This is a genomic window from Acinetobacter piscicola (genome assembly GCF_002233755.1).
GTDB classification, from domain to species: Bacteria; Pseudomonadota; Gammaproteobacteria; order Pseudomonadales; family Moraxellaceae; genus Acinetobacter; species Acinetobacter piscicola.
Map to the genome: position 1 here is coordinate 14348 of NZ_NIFO01000001.1, position 23839 is coordinate 38186.

Here is a 23839-nt window from a genome sequence, read left to right on the forward strand (position 1 = left end):
GAATTGTCATTATGATCGACTTCTTCGCTTTATATTAACAATAATATTTAAAATAAAACTTAATGGCGGATGATCTGATAGAGATCGGCTGTTCAATCTATTTAAAGCGAAGAAGTCTTAAGGGGTGAATAAAAAATGAATTTTGAATTATTCGTAAAAAAAGACCATGTAAACATGGTCTCTACTTCATTTTTTAGACTTCTATCATTTCAAAATCGGCTTTAGAAACGCCACAGTCTGGACAAGTCCAGTCATCTGGGATGTCATCCCATTTGGTACCTGCTGCGATGCCATCTTGTGGCCAACCTGCTGCTTCGTCATAGATCCAACCACAAACGATGCACTGATATTTTTTCATCTGACTCTCCGATATCTGACAGGTAATTTGTTTATTCTGCCAGTAAAATTCCATCTACTGCTTGACTCAAATAATATGCAATTCATAGGTGTACATATTTTTCTAAATTTTTACGCAGTTCTGTGTCTAAAGTAAAGTAAATATCGGAGTTTATCTCACTAAGCGCAAAGCTGAATGGCTCAGAAGGACAAAAGCTGTGTTGTTTGGGCTAATTTTGGAAATAATTGTCTGACAATTTACTGATACTCGATCTTCTATAAGTAAAAAAGATTAAAATTTCATAACAAATGATTTGATTTTAAAACATTTTCAAAAAGATGATTTCTACCTAAGCGAATTGAGAATATCTTCAATTTATTCCAAATAGATTTTTAAATGCATACCTTATATCCCCATTATTTTATCTAAAAATGTGTCATGAATTTTCAAACACTTAAATCATTGCATAAAAGCTCAGCTGAACGTGTTGCTGTTTTTTTAGCTGGAAAAGCGTTAAAATTCACATATTATTTTTCTCTTTCAATCTCCCTTCATGATGAAAATGTCTACTTTATTGTGGTCAGGTATTCGTACTGTCCAAGATTTCCCAAAACCGGGTATTTGTTTTTATGATTTAACACCTTTGTTTATGAACAATCTTGTTGAATTGACTGATGCTTTAATTGCAAAAATCCCAGCAGAACAATTAGCTGAAGTGGAAAGTTTTGTTGCAGTTGAAGCACGTGGTTTTGTTTTGGCAAGTTTATTAGCACAACGTACAGGTAAAGGCTTATTATTAGTACGTAAGGCTGGCAAATTACCACCACCAGTAGTCGGTGTTGGCTACAGTTTGGAATATGGTTTAGATCGTTTGGAAATGTCGGCGGGTATTCAGCCGCAAAAAGTCATTATCGTGGATGATGTCTTGGCGACAGGTGGTACATTAAAAGCTGTAAAACAGTTGATGCACAAATGTGAGCATACCGTACTTGGTGCAAGTATTTTTCTAGATTTACCTGATTTACATCAAGATTTAGGTATGAAAGTTTGGTCAGTTTTAGATGAAAATTCTAAACCTGTAGCGCAAGCTGTTGCTTAAAACGGTTAATATTTGATAAATCGTTTTGAAAATAGATTCTAATGAAGAACCTCTTATATTCAGTGTATAAGTAATGCTGATCAGTTAAGCGTAATTTTCTTATTATTGATTGATAAATCTCCCCTAACTCTGAGCCATATATGGCGCAAGGCAAAAGAGGGGGATGAACAGCATTGCTGCTCATCCCTCCTTTTTTCAAAGGTGAGAAGCATTGCTTCGCAAGGGGAAGGATTAAAAATGCTTAACTGACTGGCATTACAGTGTATAAGGGGGCTATCGCTTTATTTAAAACAGTAACTTATTTACAGAATAAAGGTTTGTTCCATATATTCAATCAGTCGATTTAAATTTTCAGGTTGTGCCAAACGGTGATGTCCACCTTCAACAGCATCGATTTGCATATACGTTTCGAGTAGTGCAGTTGCTGCATACATATCTAGGATTTCATCACCCAGTTCAATATAGGCAATTTGTGGAATGTCATGTTCCAAATCATGTTCATTGATTGCTGGATAATCTGTTCGAAAATCTGGACTTAGACTTGGATTGGCGATAATGGTTGGAATACGATGAAACTGGGACATTCTAAGTGCCCAATAACCGCCTAAGCTATGTCCAATCAACAAGTCAGGTTTTATTTTTTCAATCGTGTCGTGGTAAAAATTTTCAACGGTTTTAAAATTCAGGTTTCGATAATCGACTTCTATACAATACTTTTTTTCAGCATCTATGGCATGGAACTTGGTAGATTCTTTGGATGAATCTAATCCATGTAAAAATAAAATCTTAGAATGGTTACTCATCATTTTTATCACTTTCTAACTGTCTTTATTTCTTAACGTAAAGAGTGAAATAGTCATAATTTAGAAATGTTAAAACTTTACATTTCAACTATTTTGTTCTCAGCTTATTGTACTGAGCGACGACTTTTTTATAACTTAGCTTTTGGTCTAAGCATCTCTATTCTTATTCTAATCTATTGAATTTTATTAATTATCATAAATAGTGTTCACATATTTTTATCTTGTTTTAACAAAAAATAATCAATCTATATACCGGATAGGTTAATCTCGATAATTATAGCGGTATATTCATAGGTGAATTGATGGTCACTCTACAATATGAAATCGATATTCATGCAAATGCGCAAAAAGTTTGGAATGTGATGTGGGATACACATACTTATTCGCAGTGGACACGCTTTTTCTCCCCCAGTTCGCGTATGCAATCTGACTGGAAAATTGGTGGTGAAACTTTGTTCCTAGATGCAAGTGGTGATGGCATGCTTGCAACGATTACTGAATTAGAGCAGTTCAAAAAGGTTATATTTCAACAACAAGGCATCTTAAAGAATGGTGTTGTTGATCGTAGCAGTGAAGATGCACAACAAGGCTGTGGTGGTTTAGAACAATATTTTTTAACTGAAAATAATGGCGTGACGCATTTGTTTGCTCAAGTTGAAACCTCAGAGCAATATAAAGAGATTATGGATTGTGGTTTTCAGCAAGGTTTTGCTGTGATCAAGCAGTTGGCTGAAGAAAAATAGTGATTATTGTTGAATCTTAATTGTCGAATCATCAATAGCAAATATTAATAGCGAACCTTTAGTTCAAATCAAAGCTCAACTTATTGGCACTGAATGATTATTGGCTGTTCTATTGAAAATGATTTGGGTATGCCATTCTCATTTCGAGGGTAAAAACGAATCCTTTTCAATAAGGGTTCTAAGATTGGGCGCATTTTGCTATTGATTGCAGGTGAGTAGTGAATGCGTTGTATATTGCCATTAAAATCGACTAAAAAATTAGCATTGATGCTGATATTTTCTCGAGCGTCCAGTTTAGCTTGATTTTTTTGCGTACAAAATGGCTCTAACAAGCTTTGTAATTGTGAAAAATTAGGTTTGACCGCATAGAGTACCGTTTCTGGAAATTTGATAAAAAGTATGTATTTACCATAATAATATTTGGTTAAAGCGATTTGTTCTTCATCTATATTCAGTGATTTATTTTTAAAATCATTGGTGACGAGAGGTAAATTCTCTAAGCTCATTTTTTTAGCAATTTCTATGGCTCTGGTATTGAGAATGGACTTTTCAGGATTTGGATTTAACAGTTTTACATGTGTTTGCTGAGAATTTTGTTTGGGTGTGATTTCTAATTGCCAAATATAGCCCTGATTTTTGATATTGGTGGTTTCAATTTTGGTGGGCAAATCTTTTTTAGTATTACTCATGACAATACGTTTTTCCGCAGAACTTACTGTGGAAAACAATAAAATGCTTGTGAAAATGATACTTTGGGCGAATCCTTGCCGATTTTTATTCATGATTTTTTAATTTTTACATTGATCGTTGTGTTATATGCATACGCATTATGTTGTAAATCTGCTATGCTATGCAACTTCCGTTTTTTTAATTTAATCGAGGCAGAGATGACGCAAAATAACGCTCAATCGACTTCTGAACAACACATTTCCGAAAACGATTTAATTGCGCAGCGTCATGCCAAGTTAAAGCAAATACAAGATCAAGCAAAGCAAACAGGTGTAAGTCCATGGCCAAACACCTTTAAGCGTGAGCATTATGCGCAAGATTTACAAGAGCAATTTGCTGATAAATCTAAAGAAGAAATTGAAGCTGGTGAACAAGTTCATGTTTCTGTAGCGGGTCGTGTTATGTTGAACCGTGGTTCATTTATTGTGATCCAAGACATGACAGGTCGTATTCAACTTTATGTACCGCGTAAAGAACTTGCTCCTGAAGTGCTTGAAACAGTTAAAAGTTTAGACCTTGGTGATATTATTGCAGTTCAAGGTTATCTTGGTCGTTCAGGCAAAGGTGATCTTTATGTACATATTGAACATTTTGAATTACTGACAAAATCACTTCGTCCACTTCCTGATAAGTTTCATGGTTTGAATGACACTGAAGTTAAATATCGTAAACGTTATTTAGACTTAATTGTGAATGAAGAAACACGTAAAACTTTTGAGATTCGTGCAAAAGTAGTGTCTGGTATTCGTTCATATCTAAGCAATGAACGTTTTATGGAAGTTGAAACACCAATGATGCATGTGATTCCAGGTGGTGCTTCTGCACGTCCTTTTGAAACACATCATAATGCATTGGATATGCCATTATTCTTACGTATCGCACCTGAGCTTTATTTAAAACGCTTAGTGGTGGGTGGTTTTGAGCGCGTTTTTGAAATTAACCGTAATTTCCGTAATGAAGGTGTTTCAACGCGTCATAACCCAGAATTCACCATGATTGAATTCTACCAAGCTTATGCTGACTATAAAGATTTAATGGCTTTAACTGAAAGCATGCTTGAAAAATTGGCTGTCGATATTTTAGGTTCTACAGACGTGCCGTATGGTGAAGAAGTGTATAGCTTCAAAGGGCCATATAAGAAAATTTCAATGTTTGATGCCATTCTTGAAAATAACCCAAGCTTTACACCTGAAAATGTTTCGGATCGTGAATTCTTGGCAAAATTTATTAAAGAAGAATTGAAAGAGCAAGTAAAACCGGGCTTTGGTTTGGGTAAACTTCAAACGATCGTATTTGAAGAAACGGTTGAAACGAAACTACGTCAACCGACATTCATTACAGAATACCCAGCGGAAACTTCTCCATTGGCGCGCCGTAATGATAACAATCCGCATATTACAGATCGTTTTGAGTTCTTCATCGGTGGTCGTGAGCTTGCCAATGGTTTCTCAGAATTAAATGATCCAATTGACCAAGCCGAACGTTTCCAAGCGCAAGTTGAAGAAAAAGATGCAGGTGATGATGAAGCAATGCACTATGATGCAGACTTTGTCGAAGCTTTAGAATATGGTTTACCGCCGACTGCAGGTGAGGGTATTGGTATCGATCGTTTGGTCATGTTGTTTGCCAATGCACCAAGTATCCGTGATGTAATCTTGTTCCCGCATATGCGCCATAAAAATTAATAGTGATCTATTTTTAAAATAGATTTGCTATTTTCATAAAAAACCGAGTGAATTGATTCACTCGGTTTTTTATCTTATGACTGAGTTCGCTTTATTTTTTTGAGAAAGAATAATGTTTATCTAAGGTATCTTGAATAAAAGTTTGCGTAAGAACACAATTTCATCATTGCAAAATTCGCACAAAGAAATTACTGTGTCACCGTAAATTAAATATGAGAAAGAAGTGCATGTATTTAAGAAAATCACTTTATGCTGCTGTATTATTTGGAATGTCGTTGCCTGTGTTTGCACAAGGTATGGTATTGAACAATGAAGATATTCGTACAGATTTAAATTGGTTAAACCAACAAGGTGTGATTCAAATCAGCACATCGACTTGGCCAATGAGTGGTGATGAAATTCAACGTGCTTTGTCTCAAGCTCAAATTTCAAATAACGCACAACAAAAAGTTATTGATTCTATTCAAAATGCATTAAAAACGGACAATCAAACAGCAAAGTTAGGTTTGTTTGCAGAGTCTGATCAAAAAAATATTCCACAAGCTTTCGGTGATGACACTAAAGCGCAATATGTTGGCACTTTAGAGTTTAATGCGGGTGGTGCAAATTGGGATGCTAAGCTTCGTGTAAATGGAGAAAAAGATCCTTTAATCGACAATGGTCACGATGTGAATGTCGAAGGTTCGTACATTGCAGGAAAGTTGTGGAATCAATGGGTGATTGCAGGTCAAATTCCCACATATTGGGGCCCTGGACATGATGGTAGTTTGATTCGTGGTGATGCAAGCCGTCCAGTTTATGGATTTACTGTGCAACGTGCAGAGCAGAAAGCTTTTGAAACACCATGGTTATCTTGGATTGGTCCATGGCAGTATCAAGCCTTTGGTGGTCAATTGGATGATTATACAGCAGTACCAGATGCTCGATTATTTGGATTACGTTTAACTGCACAACCGCTTCCTTATCTAGAGTTGGGTGCATCACGTATTTCTCAAATTGATGGTGAAGGTCAACCTGGTAGTTTTAGAGCTTATTGGAATGCATTTATTGGTAAAGATAATGAATGTAATGATAGTACCTGTACTGGTGAAGGAAATGCTTCAAATCAAATCGCTGGCTTTGATGCACGTTTGAATCTACAACAATTATTGAATGTTCCTGTAAGTTTCTATGGACAATATGTTGGTGAAGATGAAGCAGGTTTATTACCATCGAAAAAAATGTATTTGGCTGGTGTAGATTATTCTTCAAGTTTTAAAAACTTACCGTACCAACTTTATGCAGAATGGGTTGATACGACCACTAATGGTGACGTAAGCGGTATCTCGTATAATCACCATATTTATACAGATGGTTTTTACCAACATGGCTTCCCACTTGGGCATGCGATGGGTGGTGATGGCGAGATGGTTTCTGTCGGTGGAGATATTCGCTTTGATGTGATGAACCGTTTATCTGGCCGTGCGATGTATGCCAAAGTGAACCAATCAGCAAGTCAATTTGGTACAGACCAAATTAATTTAGCATTTCCTGAAAATGACAAAATTAAAGCGCTTGATGTGACTTGGACGCATTATATTAAACCGACACTGCCATTGAAAATTAATGGTTGGGTGAGTGATTCTGATCTACATGGAAATGATGGTGGTGTTTCTATTGGTGTTGAAATCCCATTAGATAAATCATTAATTGGTTATTAAATAAGCGAAAAATACCTAATTCTAGGTATATACAGTATGTTGTTGAAATCTTAGGATGAATTGGCTTCTTTAATAAACCTTAGTTAAAGAAGTTATTCCTACCCTCAAAGCTTGAGTTGTTTTACAAGTCTTGCTTTGAACTTTTATAGACTTATTTTGAATAAAATAAGTCTTTTTTTATTGCTAAAAATTCATTTTAAGATATGCAGTTTTGTTAAATTGAAAGAGAAATTTTACTATTCTAAAGTAAATTTTTTATAAAAAAATACCCAATTCTAGGGATATCCTTGAGTAATTTTTTTAACTATGATTAAACAACTTCTTTAGCATGACTTTAATTAAAATAAAGAAGGGTATCAACTTTAAGTACAAGACCTCCACTTTGTACTTTATGTGCAAATGATCGCTTACTTGAGAGGGTAAGCTTTTTTTTGTCTGTAATTTCATTGCTTTATTGTTCTAATCTTTATTTTAGTACCTATAACGTATGTTTATATTGAATAAACCCAGTTTTACTGGCAATACGGTCATAAAGTTGTTGCGCTGTGTGATTCGACTCTTGAGTGAGCCAATAAACTCGATCAAATTTACCCGCGCAAGCTTGGTAACAATGTCCAATTAACTTTCGCACTATGCCTTGATTTCTAAAATGTTCGTCTACATACAAATCTTGCAAGTAACAATAAGGTAAAGCTGTCCATGTGCTTAAATGTGAATTTAAATGAGCAAAACCAACGACATTCTCACCCACTTTTATTGCAAAACCAAATATATCTACCTGTTCAGGATTTGTGATTCGCTTCCAAGATAATCTTATTTGTTCATCGCTCAATTGTGTTTTATAAAAAGTTAAGTAGCTTTGCCAAAGTGGAAGCCATTGTTCAAAATTAATCTCTTCTAATGCGATAATTTGTGTGTTCATTGCAAACTCTAAATTTTGTTTATGATGTTTTTATATATCAATATAAAAAAACAAGCAAAAGAATTGCAGTGTAAATCACTATAATGAATATAAATTTTAATATGTGTAATAAGTACACTTTTTTGTGAGCTGGTGCTGTCAATGTCTATATCTGAGGAAAGACTCACTCATCTAAAACAGCTTGAGGCTGAGAGTATTCATATTATCCGTGAAGTTGCTGCTGAATTTGAAAATCCAGTAATGCTTTACTCTATCGGGAAAGACTCAGCAGTGATGCTGCATCTTGCTTTAAAAGCATTTTATCCTGCAAAACTTCCTTTCCCACTGTTGCATGTTGACACAGGTTGGAAGTTTAAAGACATGATCACATTCCGTGACAACATGGCGAAAGAACATGGTTTTGATCTTATTGTCCATCAAAACAAAGAAGGTCGTGATGCAGGTGTAAACCCATTTGATTATGGTAGCTCTAAATATACTGACATCATGAAAACCCAAGGCTTAAAACAAGCTTTGGACAAGTATCAGTTTGATGCTGCATTTGGTGGTGCACGCCGTGATGAAGAAAAATCACGTGCCAAAGAGCGTGTTTATTCTTTCCGTGATTCTAAACACCGTTGGGATCCTAAAAACCAACGTCCGGAATTGTGGAACCTTTACAATGGTAAAGTGAATAAAGGCGAAAGTATTCGTGTATTCCCATTGTCAAACTGGACTGAGTTAGACATTTGGCAATATATCTACCAAGAAAGTATTCCTTTGGTTCCTTTATATTTAGCTGCTGAACGTCCAGTGGTTGAACGTAGCGGTACACTGATCATGGTTGATGATGAGCGTATGCGCTTAAAAGAAGGCGAAGTTCCGCAAATGAAATCGGTACGTTTCCGTACTTTAGGCTGTTATCCATTGACAGGTGCAGTTGAATCTACTGCAACGACATTGCCTGAAATTATCCAAGAAATGCTTTTAGCTACGAGTTCAGAGCGTCAAGGTCGTATGATTGACCATGATGAAGCTGGCTCGATGGAAAAGAAAAAGCAAGAAGGTTATTTCTAACTGTTTTTATAAATCTCCTCCTAAGCCTTTCTTTGAAAGAGGGGTTACTCCTAAATCAAAATGGAGACAAAGCCCTTTTTAAGTAAAGGACAAAGTCTCCCTTAACAAAGGGAGATTTAGAGGGATTAAAGAGATTTAAAAAACCGATTTCAACGAATTTGTGGAGTTTTGAGCAATGTCTCATCAATCAGAGTTAATTAGCCAAGACATCTTGGCATATTTAAAACAGCATGAAAATAAAGACCTTTTGCGCTTTCTAACTTGCGGTAACGTAGACGATGGTAAATCAACGTTAATCGGTCGTTTGCTTTACGATTCAAAATTAATTTATGAAGATCAGTTGCAAGCGGTTACTCGTGACTCGAAGAAAGTAGGTACGACAGGTGATGCACCAGATTTGGCATTACTTGTAGACGGTCTACAAGCTGAGCGTGAGCAGGGTATTACTATTGATGTGGCTTATCGTTATTTCTCAACTGAAAAACGTAAGTTCATCATTGCAGACACACCTGGGCATGAGCAATATACTCGTAACATGGCAACAGGTGCATCGACTGCTGATTTGGCGATTATCCTGATTGATGCACGTTACGGCGTACAAACTCAGACTCGTCGTCATACCTTTATTGCGAGCCTATTGGGTATTCGCAATATTGTTGTTGCGATTAACAAAATGGATTTGGTTGAGTTTTCAGAAGCTCGTTTTAACGAAATCCAGGTGGAATATGAGAACTTTATCAATCAGTTAGGTGATCGTAAACCTGCCAATATCATCTTTACGCCAATTTCAGCGTTAAATGGTGATAATGTTGTTAATCCATCACCAAATACGCCTTGGTATACAGGCAAAACCTTGATGAATACCCTAGAAACGGTTGAAATTACACGTGATACCAGTGCGCATGAATTCCGTTTCCCTGTGCAGTACGTCAACCGTCCAAATCTTGATTTCCGTGGTTTCTGTGGAACGATTGCTCTAGGTGAAATTAAAGTTGGCGATGAAATCGTGGCTTTACCATCAGGCAAGAAATCAACAGTTAAAGAGATTGTGACTTTTGATGGCAATCTTGAACATGCGATTGCAGGTCAAGCTGTGACTTTGACATTGAACGATGAGATTGATATTTCACGTGGTAATGTCTTGGTCAAAGCAGGCGAACAACCATTATTGTCTCGTTCTGTACGTGCTTCTGTGGTGTGGATGACCGACCAGCCTTTGGTGATTGGTAAGTTATATAACATCAAGATTGGTACTCAAACCATTCCTGCGAAAGTATCTAAAATCAACTATCGTACCAATGTGAATACGCTTGAGCATACTCAGGTTGATCAGCTTGAATTGAATGCGATTGCAGATATCGACGTTGAGTTCGATGCACCTGTGGTATTTGACCGTTATCAAGACAGTCGTTATACAGGTTCGTTTATTTTTATCGACCGTTTAAGCAATGTGACTGTTGGCGCTGGTATGGTTGAAGCCGCAGTTGAATGGACTGCACACAATGAACCTGTCACTGCTGAAGATCGTGCTGCTCGTTTAGGTCAAAAACCTGCTGTAGTGGCTGTATCTACTCAAGCACTTGAAAATGCTCAAGCACTTGAAAGCTTGTTGATTCAACAGGGTGTAGTTGCGATTGCAAAAGCAGGTCTGTCTGCTGAGCAAGTTGCCTTACTTCGTCAGACGGGTATCGTGGTGATTACCGATGTTGAACAGGGTGCAGATGTTGTATTTGCACAAGATGCTGTTGAAGAATTGGCTGAGAAAATTGTGGAATTGGTTCGTCTGTAAGAGATTGGATGGATTGATAAACCCGCCGTGAGGCGGGTTTTTGTTTTTTTAATAACTGATGTTACCTACCCCCAAAAATATGGTTACTGCGTAATATTAGTTAATAAGAAAAATAAACAATAAGTTGAATTTTCAAAAAGTAACCCAATAAAAATAATCACAAGCTTCATGGATGATCCTATGACTATACCGCTTAATCCTGATTTATATCATATCGTGCATATTGATAAATTATCTTCAATTATATCAAATGGTTTGTTATCAGATAGTCTTGTGTCACAAAAGCAGTTTGGTGGTACGGTAATAGGTTTAAACCATATTAAACAAAGACGTTTAGTTGATTTAACTTTTAGTTGTTATCCTGATTTACATGTTGGTGAATGTGTTCCATTTTATTTTTGTCCTAGATCTGTAATGCTTTATATGATTCATCAAGGCAGTTCACAACTTGCATATAATGATGGACAATCTCAAATCATTCATTTGAGGTTTGAGATGGATGAGTGTATTCAATGGGCTGTACGTAGTTTAAAGCGTTGGGTTTTTACTTCAACAAATGCAGGTTCTAGGTTTTTTGAAGACTTCAATAATTTAAATGACTTAAATAAGTTGGATTGGGAGGCTATTTTAAGTCGATATTGGAGTAGTTGCAGAGAATATAAACAAGCAGAATTTTTGATTGAAAATTTGGTTCCTTGGTGTTTAGTTAAAGAGATAGGTGTTAAAAATCAGGTTGTGTTTAATCAAGTAACTACTTTATTAGTTGGGCAAAGTCATAGACCACATGTTAGAATTCAACCTGATTGGTATTATTGAGATTTCGTTATGATTAAATTCACTCATGGCGACATATTAAAAGCAGACGTCGAAGTTATTGTAAATACAGTTAATTGTGTAGGTGTAATGGGAAGAGGCATAGCTCTTCAATTTAAAAAAGCATGGCCAGAAAACTTTAAACAATATGCTTTAGCTTGTAAGCGAAATGAAGTAATACCTGGAAAAATGTTTATTTTTGAAACATTAGGGCTTACAAATCCAAAATTTATTATTAATTTTCCAACAAAAAGACATTGGAAAGGTGCAAGTCGTTTAGAAGATATTGAGGCAGGTTTAGAGAGCTTAGTTACAGAAATAAAAAGCAAAAAAATAGGTTCCATTGCAATTCCACCATTAGGTGCTGGATTAGGCGGTTTGGATTGGGATGTTGTAAAAAAGAAAATAGTTAAACATTTAGATGGCTTACCTGATGTTGATATTCTTGTTTATGAGCCATTAAATTTAGATGCAAACATTGAGAAAGTAATCAATAGAGAAGTACCAAAGATGACTCCTGGTCGTGCAATCTTAATTGAATTAATACAACGGTATTTGAAAGGTCTATTGGATCCTTTTGTATCACTGTTAGAGGTTCAAAAACTTTTGTATTTTTTGCAAGAAGTTGGAGAGCCATTAAGGCTGAACTATAAAAAAGCACACTATGGGCCTTATGCTAATAACTTAAGACATGTATTAAATGTAATGGAAGGGCACTACATTCATGGTTATGAGGATGGAGGAGATGATCCTTCAAAAACTTTAATTTTAGTACCAGGAGCTATTGAAGAAGCGCAAAAATTTTTGAAAAATTATCCTGAGACGTTGAAGCGTTTTGAAAAAGTTATAGATATAGTCGATGGTTTTGAAAGTAGATATGGATTGGAGTTGTTAGCATCTGTTCATTGGATTGCTAAATATGAGGGGGCTAGTGATATGGATGATTTAGTGCAAAAAGTTCATAATTGGAACCTAAATAAAAAGAATTTTACACCCCGACAAATTGGTATTGCATATAAAAACTTACAAAATAATTGTGTAATTTCTTAAACTATCGAAAGGTAGTTTTTTATTGATAGATTGATGTGAGATGATTAAGCTTTATTAACAGAATTTTATAGAGACCTAGTTAAAATATGAATTACTTTTAAACCTTTCATACATAAGTCCACTATTCTTCAAAGCCACAAAGTTTTATGTTTCTATACATAAAACTTGAAAAGTATTGAAAGACTTAGGAGCGAACAATGTCTCAGGCAACTATGCAACACGTCATCATTACAGAACCCGGTGGCGTAGATAAACTCGCTTATGAAACGGTTGCAATCCCGCAAGCAAAAGCGGATGAAGTCTTGGTCAAAGTACATGCATTTGGTATTAACCGTCCTGATATTTTACAACGTCAAGGCTTATATCCAATGCCTAAAGGCGTGACCCCAGTACCAGGCTTAGAAGTTGCAGGAGTCGTGGAAGCCGTTGGTGCAGATGTTACCCAGTTTAAAGTCGGTGATAAAGTTTGTGGTTTAACCAATGGTGGTGGCTATGCAGAATACTGTGTCGTTCCGCAAAGTCAGACATTAACCATTCCTGAAGGTGTGAGCTTTGTCCAAGCTGCGGCTATACCTGAAACATTTTTCACCGTTTGGGCAAATGTATTCCAAATGGCGAAAGCAAAAGCAGGTGAAACACTATTGGTACATGGTGGTGCAAGTGGGATTGGTACAACGGTACTGATGCTATGTAAAGCATTTGGAATCAAGACCTTTGCAACTGTGGGTTCAGATGAAAAGGTACAAGCCATCGTAGATTTAACTGATGCGATTAACTATAAAACTCAAGATTTTGAACAGGCGATCCAAGAAAAAACCAACAATCAAGGTGTTGATATTATTCTCGATATGGTCGGTGCACCGTATTTAGAAAAGAACTTAAGCTTACTTCGCCGTGATGGACGTTTGGTTTATATCGCATTCTTAGCAGGTGCAAAAGCCAAAGAGATTTCACTCGGTCAAATTATGATGAAGCGATTGACCATCACTGGCTCGACCATGCGTGCAAGAACGACGACGGAAAAAGCTGAAATTGCGCAGGGCATACAACAACAAGTTGCTCCACTTTGGGCAAAAGGTGAATGTTTGCCGATGATCTATAAAACCTTTAAATTCGATCAAATCCAAGACGCGCATGCGATTATGGATACAGGTGAACATATTGGTAAAGTGGTGGTTGAAGTGATTTAAATACAATTTGTATTTTGTTGATATAACTATGAATAAACGCCTCTTTCTATTGAAATGAGGCGTTTATTTTTAGCTTAAGAACGCTAGAGATTAAAACGGAAAATAAAAATTCAAACCCCAAGCTTAAACCTAGAAACCTTCTAATACAATTTTCCCAATACTCTTTCCACTTTCGATCAAGGTATGTGCTTTCACAATATTTTCAGCATTAATCACACCTAAATTCTCAGACAATGTGGTTTTAATTTTACCTTGTTCAACCAATTCAGCGAGGTGATTTAAAATTTGTCTTTGGCGTGGCATATCATGTGTTTGGAATGTAGAACGAGTAAACATAGATTCCCAATGAATTGCTACAGATTTGATTTTAAAAGGATTGATTACAAAATTGTCAGGGTCATCAATCAAGCCAAAGTGACCTTGTGGCGCAATTAAGCTAGCAATTGATTGGGTATAACCCGCAGTACCTGTAATTGAAAAAATATAATCAGGTAAACCAATATTCAAATCAAGTACTTGCTGTTCTAAGGGGTGGTGGTGATCGATAATATAATCCGCACCAATGGATTCTAACCATGCTTTGGACTCAGGACGTGAAGCAGTTGCAATGACTTTAAGATTGGTCAAAGCCTTTAAAAGTTGTACCGCAATTGAACCGACGCCACCCGCAGCACCAATCACTAAGATAACGGCATTCAAATCTGCAGCTTCTTGTACTTTTAAACGATCAAACAGCATTTCCCATGCCGTAATTGACGTTAAAGGCAGGGCAGCAGCTTCTGCATCGCTTAATGTTTTTGGCTTGTGTCCAACGATTCTTTCATCGACCAATTGAAACTCTGCATAAGAACCACTGCGTTGATTCGAGCCTGCATAAAAGACTTCGTCGCCGACTTTGAAGTGCTGAACTTGTTCACCTACAGCCCTTACAATACCAACTGCATCATGCCCTAAAATTTTCCATGTTTCATTTTCACTTGAAGTACGTTGACGCATTTTAATATCGACAGGATTAACCGAAATGGCTTTCACTTCAACCAAAAGATCGTGTCCAGTTGCAGCGGGTTTCTCTATTTCAATATCTGAAAAAACATTAGGTTGTGAAATAGGTAAAGGTTTCTTGTAGGCAACTGCTTTCATTCGATTTCTCCATTTTATCTTCTGATAAATGAATAGCAAAAATTGAATGACTTAGAAAGTACAGAATTGTGTATGCATACATTTTATGTGAAAAATAATTGAATTTTTAGACAATGAAAACGCAATAGCTTGATTGAATAATTTCCATCTTTTGTCGCTTGTTTAATTCAAACTATTCGCTTTAAATTTTGATCAATTGTTAGAGAGAAGAGCGCTTTATCTAGTCAGCGTAACATTATCTGTATTATCTCTGATTTAATTTTAAAATTATGCGAAAATAGTGCTTCTATTTATCTCATTGTTTTAAGGCTCCCATGACAGATTCTTCTTCATCATTAAGTGATATTGAAATTTTAGACGTTCTACAATCGATGAAATCGGATGAACTGGATGTCGAAGCACAAAAAATCATTCGTGATGGTGGAAAAGCAGGGCGTCAAGAAGCACATAAACGCGCTTTGGTTGCATTGCATGATAGCTTTGAAGAGAAGTTTGTTGAAGCTGTAACTTTGGCTTTAGATTTGAATGAAGCCCAAGCGAAAAAGATTCGTTATAAGAAAGACCGTATTCGAATTTTAAAAGTACGTGGTATCGATTATTTAGCCATTGATGGCGCAGAAACAGCACAGGTTTTGTCACAAGTTGCGCAAGCAATCATTCGTGAAGATGCCACTGTAACACGTGATTTGCACAACATTTTTCCTTTTTGGAAAGAGGGTTGGCCAATGGTTCAGTTCGATAGTGCTTATAAAATTTTAGCAGATGATATTTCAATTCATTATCAAGGCGTGCTTGATCAATTGATTCATCTTTATGGTGGTAATTAAGTTTTAGGTCAGGTATAAGCTGAGTTAGGAAGAATACGTCTAGTACTAAGCTTATTCTTGGACAAGACGCAAAGTCAAAAAAGCACCATTGAATGGTGCTTTTTACATATTATATTATCGATTCACATATCAAAGATATTAAGAACCAAGTGTTGAATACAGTGGGAAAATACCAAAAACTAAAGCTGTCGCTAACATCACTAAACAGGTCACAATTGCCCATTTGATTGCAAACTTTTGATGTTGCCCAAATTCAATACCTGCCAATCCACACAATAAATAAGTTGACGGAACCAGTGGTGAGAGTAAATGTACAGGTTGACCTACAATTGAAGCTCGTGCCATTTCAACTGGAGTAATGCCGTAGTGGCTTGCTGCTTCAGATAAAATAGGTAGGACGCCATAATAGAATGCGTCATTTGACATAAAGAAGGTCAAAGGCATGCTCACAATGGCTGTAATTGGTGCTAAGTAAGGCCCCATGCTATCCGGAATAATCGCAACCAATTCCTTAGACATTGCATCGACCATACCTGTACCAGACAGAATGCCTGTGAAAATACCTGCGGCGAAAATAATACCAACAACGTTTAAGGCACTGCCTGCATGATGTGCAACCAAACTCTTTTGCATGTCGATATCTTTATAGTTCACAACCAATGCAATACATAGGGCAACCATAAATAAAATCGGCATTGGCAATACGCCTTTTACAAGGCAAACCATCAATACGAGTGTTAATAAACCATTAAACCATCTTAAATGAGCACGGTTTGCTTCTGGATTTGTCGAGATTTGAATATCATCACCATGACTAATATCAAGTTCAACAATACCTAAGCGTTTACGTTCCATACGACCATACATAAAGCCAAGGAAATACAACCAAATAATCGCAACGATCATTGGCAGAATCATCGGAACGAATACATCGCTTGGATCTACATGCAAAGCACTGGCAGCACGTGCGGTAGGGCCACCCCAAGGCGTTAGATTCATGATTCCACTTGCTAGCATCATTAAACATGCCATGATCAGTGGACTCATACCTAAGCGTTTGTAGAGCGGAAGCATTGCAGCAACACAGATCATATAAGTGGTTGAACCATCACCATCGAGTGAAACAATGATAGTAAGTGTGATTGTACCGATTACGACTTTAAGCGGATCGCCTTTTACCAATTTAAGGATGAATTTGACAGAAGGGTCAAATAAACCTGTATCAATCATGATGGCAAAGTAAAGAATAGCGAAAAGTAGCATGACCCCAGTAGGTGCAAGTTTTTTCACACCTTCGAGCATCATTTCGCCGAGTTCTTTGATTTCAATATGGGATAAGCTATCTACATAAAAGCTAAGACCGTAAGCTATAAGCGAAAATAAAATAGGAATAAGAGTAAGCGCTGCAAGAGGAGTCATTCGTCTAGACATAATCAAGTACATAAAGCACAAGATCATGCCCAAACCTAATACGGTTAACATGGTTCAATCCTTGAGTAAGACTTTTTACTATTGAAAGCCTTTGATGTTTTGGTACTGTGGGTATTGATAGATGCTAAAGATTTATGAGAGGAATTAAAATATATAAAAAAAAATATTGAAATGATGATTATTTTTTAAATAAATAGTGATTAATAAACATGGGCTTATATTCGGGTATAATTTTTAACCCTAAATTGGTGCATATTTTTAAGTTATTGTTTTTAAAATATTTTATTTTTTTAAAAATTAATTCATAAATTTTAGATATTTTTCATATTTCTAAAATTTATATATGAATGATCATTTGGGCTAAAGTAGCGTACTTATACTTAAGTCTTATATGGAGAGGTTTTTAGCCAGTTTTGTGGAGAGGATATAGTTATTACAACGGTTTGAAAATGAGTGGACTGGTATGTTCTCTATTTAATTTTTTAGAGAAATTAAAAGACCAAACAATTTTTTTGTTTGGTCTAGTTTTAAATACGCAACAATGAATAAAAATGGAGTAAAAGTTTAAGATTCTTCTGGTGATTCAGGCTCAGGCCTTTCAAGTAAGCGTGTAACTAAAAGTTGGTCAATTTTAAAATGATCGACATCAACCACTTCAAATTTATAACCACCAAAAATCACCGTATCCGCAGGTCTTGGAATTTTACGCAATTGATACATCATAAAACCAGCAAGCGTTTCATAGCTTTCTTCATCAGGCATTTCATCAATCGCTAAGGCATGTTTCATGTCTTCAATCGGTGTACTACCTTCAATCAACCATGAATTATTATCACGTTTAATAATTTGTAATTCTTCATCAATTGGCGTAACCCAATCACCCATTACAGTAATCATAATATCTGAAAGGGTAATCACACCAACAACGAGCGCGTATTCATTGATGACAACAGCAAATTTTTCTTTAGTTGAACGAAAGCGGTCTAATAATTCAGAAAGCGTTAAGGTATCTGGGATGGTGAGAACAGTACGAATAGTATTTTCATTTAATTGCAGTAAAGATTGATTATTAAGAATACGTACCAAAATATCTTTGGCGTCAATATAACCAATCACATCATCAATATTTTCACTACACACTAAAAATTTAGAATATGGATATTCAGCCAATTTCTGACGAATACTGGCTTCAGATTCTTTGAGTGTAAAATACACTACATTTTCACGAGTAGTCATACTTGATGGAACATTACGTTCTTCAAGTTCAAATACATTTTCAATAAAATGATGTTCTTGCTTTTGTAAAACACCTGCTTGTGCACCAGCATCCATCACAGCAGAAATATCATCAAAGGTAATATTGTCTTCACGTGTAGTATTCACTTTAAATAAGCGAAACAACATATTGGCAATCGCATTGATAAACCATGCTAAAGGTTTACAAATCACGATAAAAATTTGAATAGGATTGATGACTGAAACAGCGATTTTTTCAGGTGCAATCATAGCCAAACGCTTTGGCATTAGATCTGCAAAAAGAATAAATAAAGAAGTCACTAAGGTGAATGAGAGCACGAAACTGATCGTTTCAGCCCAATCTCCGACATAGAAGCGAGAAACCAATTCAAAGAAATAGGGACGAAATGCACCTTCACCTAAAATACCGCCAAGAATAGCAACAGCATTTAAGCCAATTTGAGAGGCAGCAAAAAAATTAGCTGAATTTTGCTGTAAGTCTAAAACTTTTTGAGCACGTTCATCACCTGATTCTGCAAGAATTTTGAGTTTAACTTTTCGCGCACCAGCAAGTGCAATTTCAGTTAAAGATAAAAAACCTGCTCCTGCAATGAGTATTGCGATGATTACGATATTCTGGAAGAGGCTCACGAATCCACCTGTGGATCATCATTATAATGAGATATTATTGATACAATAACTTAACACATAAAAGGAGACGGTAGTGAGTAACTCACCACCGACTTAAAATAAGTATAATCTTGAAATGATAAGAATTTAAGTAAATTTCTATTAATACTGAGAAAAATGCGAATTATTTTGCATAAATTCACGATTTTCTTCTTCGATCATTTGACGAGCAACATAGAGGATTAATTGTCTTAACCAGCGATGCGCAGGGTGATGATGAAGTAAAGGACACCATGCCATTTTTAATTCAAATTCAGGAATATAAAAAGGAGGATCTTTAATGAGTAAGTTTTGACTCTTCGCTTGTAAACGAGCAATACGTGTCGGTAATGTTGCAATCAAGTCAACATTGGATGCCAATAAAGCTGGCATTTGATAATGACGTGTAAAAACAGAAATTTTACGTTTTTGCCCAATACGCTCTAAAGCTTGATCAATCCATCCTAAACCTGCTTGTTTTTCAGGATTAACACCAAAACCTACGCCCATCCCTGTTTTAGATACCCAAATATGTTGTGCATCTAAATAGCTTTTTAGATTTAAATTGGTTGCAGCAGGGTGTTTGTTATTCAATAAACATGAAAAACTATCACGCCATACCAAAACCTGATGGAAGCTTTGTGGAATTTCATTGAAACGGTTAATCGCTAAATCAACTTTACCTTGTTCCATATCACGATAAGACACATCACTTGGCGTCAAGAAATCTAGAACGACATTCGGTGCTTCAGAACGTAATGCTTTAACCAAGCGAGGAACTAAAGTCGCTTCCGCATAATCAGAGGTCATGATGCGGAAAACACGATTTGAGGTATAAGGTCGAAATTCTGTGCGCGGTTCCAAAATCATAGACAAATCAGAAAGTGCATCACGAATACGAGGTTGTAATTCTAAAGCACGTTCTGTTGGAGTCATTCCTTCAGATGAGCGAATCAAAAGTGGATCATTAAATAAATTACGTAAACGACGTAAAATATTACTCATTGCAGGCTGGGTAACGCCTAATTGCTCTGCTGCACGAGTTACATTTTTTTCGCGAAGAAGAACATCAAGGTAAATAAGAAGATTAAGGTCGACCCGCTCCAGATTCATAAAATAAATACCGAAAATAAAATTATGAAATAATTTTGGATTATGCCATAAGGAAATGGTTTTGTGTGAAAAGCAGATGAAAAAAACGTCATGTTATTTTCAAAATTAAGTATTTAACTTGATGTGAAATAGATAAGTTTTAAATTAAATTTCTTGCTCACATTTATAAAGGTTAAAGCTATTTTCTGCGATGACATAAGTGATCAAAATCTGCTGATGGATGTATACGGTCGCGTGGTGATTTGAAATCGAATCGTTTAAAATTAATATTCACTGAGGTTTTTGCCATAATATCGTCAAAAAAAAGCTGATCAAGTTATTTTGTTACAAGCTCAGACTTAAGTCTAATGAATAAAAAAACAATACAATGCTTTATTTTTGATCAATTTATTAAAAATTTGAAACAAGTGAAATTGATAAAAAACAATTATTTATATTAATTTTATTTAATTATAATACAGCTTTGATCTGTATATTTTTTAAATAAATACTGAAAATTAACAGAGAATATTGGATTAATTGATGTAGTCAAACTAAGCTTATCCCATAACAACGAAGTGCGCTAAGTCTGAGCAATCAAATAGCGAGTGGATTTGGCCCTTCGATTGATGAAATCCTAATATTATTACAGGAAAATATCATGTCTACATATCAAACAGCGATTGATGCAATCCGCGAATTAAAAGCAAAATTCGGTAGCACTTGGCGCGATATCAGCCCAGAAGATGCTGCACGTATGCAAATGCAAAACCAATTCAAAACTGGTTTAGATATTGCTAAATATACAGCTGCGATTATGCGTCGTGATATGGCGGCTTATGATGCTGATTCTAGCCAATATACTCAGTCTTTAGGCTGCTGGCATGGCTTTATCGCACAACAAAAAATGATTGCGAACAAAAAATACTTCGGTACAACTGACCGTCGTTACATCTACCTTTCTGGTTGGATGGTTGCTGCACTTCGTTCAGAATTCGGTCCACTTCCTGACCAATCTATGCACGAAAAAACTTCTGTACCTGCGTTGATCGAAGAAATCTACACATTCTTACGTCAAGCTGATGCGAAAGAATTAAACGATTTGTTCCGTGCGCTTAAAAAAGCAAACGAAGCTGGTGATACTGCTAAAGCTGCTGAAATCACTGCTCAAATCGATGGTTTCCAAACTCACGTTGTGCCAATTATTGCTGACATCGACGCTGGTTTCGGTAACGAAGAAGCGACTTACTTACTTGCTCGTAAAATGATCGAAGCTGGTGCTTGTGCGCTTCAAATTGAAAACCAAGTATCTGATGCTAAACAATGTGGTCACCAAGCTGGTAAAGTAACTGTTCCACATGAAGACTTCATCTCTAAAATCCATGCATTACGTTATGCATTCTTAGAAATGGGTGTTGATGATGGTATCATCGTTGCACGTACTGACTCTGAAGGCGCTGACTTAACTCAAAAAATCCCAGTGGTTAAAGAGCCAGGTGACATCGCTTCTCAATACATCAGCTACTTAGATACAACTGAAATTGACATTGCTGATGCTCAAGAAGATGAAATCTTGATCAAACGTGATGGTAAATTACACCGTCCTAAGCGTTTAGCTTCTGGCTTATATCAGTTCCGTGCTGACACTCAAATTGACCGTGTTGTACTTGACTGCGTATCTAGCTTACAAAATGGTGCTGACCTTCTTTGGATCGAAACTGCGACTCCAAACGTAGAAGAAATCGCTCACATGGTTAACCGTGTACGTGAAACAGTTCCAAATGCTAAGCTTGTTTATAACAACAGCCCATCATTCAACTGGACTTTAAACTTCCGTCAACAAGCTTACGACCGTTGGGTTGCTGAAGGTAAAGACGTTTCTGCTTATGACCGTGCTAAATTAATGAGCGCTGAGTACGATGCGACTGAATTAGCTGCTGATGCTGATGAAAAAGTACGTACATTCCAAGCAGATGCTTCTCGTGAAGCTGGTGTGTTCCATCACTTGATCACACTTCCAACTTACCATACAGCTGCTCTTTCTACACATGAGCTTGCTAAAGGTTACTTCGGTGACCAAGGTATGTTAGCTTATGTTGCTGGCGTTCAACGTAAAGAGATCCGTGGTACGATCGCATGTGTTAAACACCAAGCAATGGCTGGTTCTGACATCGGTGATGATCACAAAGAAATCTTCTCTGGTGACAACGCTCTTAAAGCGCACGATGATGCTAAAAACACAATGAACCAATTCGGTGGTTAATCCCTCCTGAATGATTCAAAAAGAAACCCTGCATAAGCAGGGTTTTTTTATGGCTAAAAATTTATCGTTTTAAATTAAATTTCTAGTAAATACAACTGACTTTAAAATGATTTAAGATTGAGTCAATTACTTAAGCTTATTTTAGTTCTTTGTGCAATTTATAGTGATCCGCAAGAGGACCATCAATTTTTTCACCTGTTTCAAATTCACGTGCTTCGATATAATTTTCACCGATAAAGAATTTACGATTTTCTGCATTTTGATCTAGTGTGATTATTGATCCTGATGAATCAAAACTGAATGTTCCTTGGGACTTAAACTCTTTACCATCACCTTTGTCTTGATATTTTTCAGTGAGTTCGTAAGTATCGTCTTGTTTGAGCTCTAGCTTTGTTTCGATACCAGAACAGTCTGCACACGGCAATAAACCAAGATATTCTCCAGCCCAATCTAAGCTAGTTTGTGCGTTATGTTCAGAATCCACAGTAGGGGTTGCTGCTTCATGGTCTGCTGCAGCTTGAGTTTGTGCTGTGGTTTGAATATCTTCAGCGGCATTATGTGTCGGTTTTGCGCAAGCTGTAAGGAGTAAAGCGACAGTAGACAGCGTGATTACTGTTTTCTTCATTATATTCACCAATAAGATTAAACGTAAAAAATGACTAAAATATAAAGATTTGGACTTACTCTAGCATATAAATCTCATGATCTTAGCAACATAAGAATCATGTAATGAATTGATATAATATGTAGCATGACTGGATTTTTTCACAGATTATGGTTACGAGTTTGTATACAGTTTTCCTTTCTAATTGGATCTGATTCTTTATGACACATTTAGCAGAATAAGTTGCTCCTATACATCAATCACTTGACCATGATTTAAAGCAACACGATTTAAAGTAAATTAAATGTTTGATTGAATCGGCTGTGATTGAACATGATCAAGATTTACAATTACACAAAACCGTTAAAATATTTGGATTTGTAGATGGAACAGGTCTTAAACAAATTATTGAAAATGGTGATGAGTCTATATAAGTGAAAACTTGAACAAAAAGTTGGGTTATTTATCAAGTGATTGATAATTCCAATCTTATGATTCAACCATAAAATAAATTTTGATAATTACTATAGAAAAAATATTGAATTTGATACTTTATGGTATTAAATAATTAGTATGTGAAAATTTACTTACTTTATTGATTCCAAAATACTTAATTTTATCGATAAGATTTTATACACATATATATTAATCGTTGTTTTAT

21 protein-coding genes are annotated in these 23839 nt (G+C 36.1%); 12 read left to right on the plus strand and 9 right to left on the minus strand.

What is annotated here, in order from left to right:
* Positions 1 to 193: 193 nt before the first annotated feature.
* Complete coding sequence (gene rubA / locus CDA10_RS05000) at positions 194 to 358, minus strand: rubredoxin RubA (RefSeq protein WP_089604381.1); 165 nt, start codon at positions 356 to 358, stop codon at positions 194 to 196.
* A 532-nt stretch (positions 359 to 890) separates the two neighbouring features.
* Between rubA and CDA10_RS05005 the strand changes: the two genes are divergently transcribed.
* Entirely contained in the window at positions 891 to 1436 is a 546-nt protein-coding gene (locus CDA10_RS05005) for an adenine phosphoribosyltransferase (protein WP_089604382.1), read from the plus strand.
* 302 nt (positions 1437 to 1738) lie between these two features.
* On the opposite strand, the gene CDA10_RS05010 is transcribed toward CDA10_RS05005, so the two are convergent.
* Positions 1739 to 2242, minus strand: coding sequence for a YqiA/YcfP family alpha/beta fold hydrolase (locus tag CDA10_RS05010; protein WP_089604383.1), 504 nt, complete (start codon positions 2240 to 2242; stop codon positions 1739 to 1741).
* Positions 2243 to 2541: 299 nt separating this feature from the next.
* On the opposite strand from CDA10_RS05010, the gene CDA10_RS05015 reads away from it, so the two are divergent.
* Positions 2542 to 2982 carry an SRPBCC family protein gene (locus CDA10_RS05015; protein ID WP_089604384.1) on the plus strand — a complete coding sequence of 147 codons (441 nt, stop codon included), beginning with the start codon at positions 2542 to 2544 and terminating at the stop codon, positions 2980 to 2982.
* Between the two features lie 80 nt (positions 2983 to 3062).
* Here CDA10_RS05015 and CDA10_RS05020 read toward each other — a convergent pair whose 3' ends face one another.
* Positions 3063 to 3671 (minus strand): hypothetical protein, encoded by a 609-nt coding sequence (locus tag CDA10_RS05020; RefSeq protein WP_228704594.1) that lies wholly within the window; start codon positions 3669 to 3671, stop codon positions 3063 to 3065.
* Between the two features lie 198 nt (positions 3672 to 3869).
* Between CDA10_RS05020 and lysS the strand changes: the two genes are divergently transcribed.
* Entirely contained in the window at positions 3870 to 5396 is a 1527-nt protein-coding gene (lysS, locus tag CDA10_RS05025) for a lysine--tRNA ligase (RefSeq protein WP_089604386.1), read from the plus strand.
* 227 nt (positions 5397 to 5623) lie between these two features.
* Complete coding sequence (locus CDA10_RS05030; RefSeq protein WP_089604387.1) at positions 5624 to 7096, plus strand: capsule assembly Wzi family protein; 1473 nt, start codon at positions 5624 to 5626, stop codon at positions 7094 to 7096.
* A gap of 478 nt (positions 7097 to 7574) precedes the next feature.
* On the opposite strand, the gene CDA10_RS05035 is transcribed toward CDA10_RS05030, so the two are convergent.
* A complete protein-coding gene (locus tag CDA10_RS05035; protein ID WP_089604388.1) occupies positions 7575 to 8018 on the minus strand; it encodes a GNAT family N-acetyltransferase in 444 nt (147 codons plus the stop codon).
* A gap of 147 nt (positions 8019 to 8165) precedes the next feature.
* On the opposite strand from CDA10_RS05035, the gene cysD reads away from it, so the two are divergent.
* The 5 genes from cysD to CDA10_RS05060 all read left to right on the plus strand — a co-directional run bounded on the left by cysD (position 8166) and on the right by CDA10_RS05060 (position 13916).
* A complete protein-coding gene (gene cysD, locus CDA10_RS05040; protein WP_029574630.1) occupies positions 8166 to 9074 on the plus strand; it encodes a sulfate adenylyltransferase subunit CysD in 909 nt (302 codons plus the stop codon).
* A 175-nt stretch (positions 9075 to 9249) separates the two neighbouring features.
* Positions 9250 to 10863: a sulfate adenylyltransferase subunit CysN gene (gene cysN, locus CDA10_RS05045; protein ID WP_089604389.1), complete on the plus strand. Its 1614-nt coding sequence runs from the start codon at positions 9250 to 9252 to the stop codon at positions 10861 to 10863.
* A gap of 180 nt (positions 10864 to 11043) precedes the next feature.
* Positions 11044 to 11679 (plus strand): type II toxin-antitoxin system toxin DNA ADP-ribosyl transferase DarT, encoded by a 636-nt coding sequence (darT, locus tag CDA10_RS05050; protein WP_089604390.1) that lies wholly within the window; start codon positions 11044 to 11046, stop codon positions 11677 to 11679.
* A gap of 9 nt (positions 11680 to 11688) precedes the next feature.
* Entirely contained in the window at positions 11689 to 12726 is a 1038-nt protein-coding gene (gene darG, locus CDA10_RS05055) for a type II toxin-antitoxin system antitoxin DNA ADP-ribosyl glycohydrolase DarG (protein ID WP_089604391.1), read from the plus strand.
* Positions 12727 to 12923: 197 nt separating this feature from the next.
* Complete coding sequence (locus CDA10_RS05060) at positions 12924 to 13916, plus strand: NAD(P)H-quinone oxidoreductase (RefSeq protein ID WP_089604392.1); 993 nt, start codon at positions 12924 to 12926, stop codon at positions 13914 to 13916.
* Between the two features lie 129 nt (positions 13917 to 14045).
* On the opposite strand, the gene CDA10_RS05065 is transcribed toward CDA10_RS05060, so the two are convergent.
* Entirely contained in the window at positions 14046 to 15056 is a 1011-nt protein-coding gene (locus CDA10_RS05065) for a zinc-binding alcohol dehydrogenase family protein (protein WP_089604393.1), read from the minus strand.
* A 314-nt stretch (positions 15057 to 15370) separates the two neighbouring features.
* On the opposite strand from CDA10_RS05065, the gene CDA10_RS05070 reads away from it, so the two are divergent.
* A complete protein-coding gene (locus tag CDA10_RS05070; protein ID WP_089604394.1) occupies positions 15371 to 15883 on the plus strand; it encodes a hypothetical protein in 513 nt (170 codons plus the stop codon).
* A gap of 138 nt (positions 15884 to 16021) precedes the next feature.
* On the opposite strand, the gene CDA10_RS05075 is transcribed toward CDA10_RS05070, so the two are convergent.
* The 3 genes from CDA10_RS05075 to CDA10_RS05085 all read right to left on the minus strand — a co-directional run bounded on the left by CDA10_RS05075 (position 16022) and on the right by CDA10_RS05085 (position 20332).
* Complete coding sequence (locus tag CDA10_RS05075) at positions 16022 to 17365, minus strand: CitMHS family transporter (RefSeq protein ID WP_089604395.1); 1344 nt, start codon at positions 17363 to 17365, stop codon at positions 16022 to 16024.
* 513 nt (positions 17366 to 17878) lie between these two features.
* Positions 17879 to 19201, minus strand: coding sequence for a polyamine export protein PaeA (locus CDA10_RS05080; protein WP_089604396.1), 1323 nt, complete (start codon positions 19199 to 19201; stop codon positions 17879 to 17881).
* Between the two features lie 141 nt (positions 19202 to 19342).
* Positions 19343 to 20332 carry a LysR family transcriptional regulator gene (locus tag CDA10_RS05085; RefSeq protein WP_089604397.1) on the minus strand — a complete coding sequence of 330 codons (990 nt, stop codon included), beginning with the start codon at positions 20330 to 20332 and terminating at the stop codon, positions 19343 to 19345.
* A 640-nt stretch (positions 20333 to 20972) separates the two neighbouring features.
* On the opposite strand from CDA10_RS05085, the gene CDA10_RS05090 reads away from it, so the two are divergent.
* Positions 20973 to 22574, plus strand: coding sequence for an isocitrate lyase (locus CDA10_RS05090; RefSeq protein ID WP_089604398.1), 1602 nt, complete (start codon positions 20973 to 20975; stop codon positions 22572 to 22574).
* Between the two features lie 136 nt (positions 22575 to 22710).
* Here CDA10_RS05090 and CDA10_RS05095 read toward each other — a convergent pair whose 3' ends face one another.
* A complete protein-coding gene (locus tag CDA10_RS05095; RefSeq protein WP_089604399.1) occupies positions 22711 to 23199 on the minus strand; it encodes a copper resistance protein NlpE in 489 nt (162 codons plus the stop codon).
* A 287-nt stretch (positions 23200 to 23486) separates the two neighbouring features.
* Here CDA10_RS05095 and CDA10_RS17090 point away from each other — a divergent pair, with 287 nt between their 5' ends.
* Positions 23487 to 23612, plus strand: a complete 126-nt coding sequence (locus CDA10_RS17090; protein WP_267284013.1) for a hypothetical protein — start codon at positions 23487 to 23489, stop codon at positions 23610 to 23612.
* Positions 23613 to 23839 lie beyond the last annotated feature (227 nt).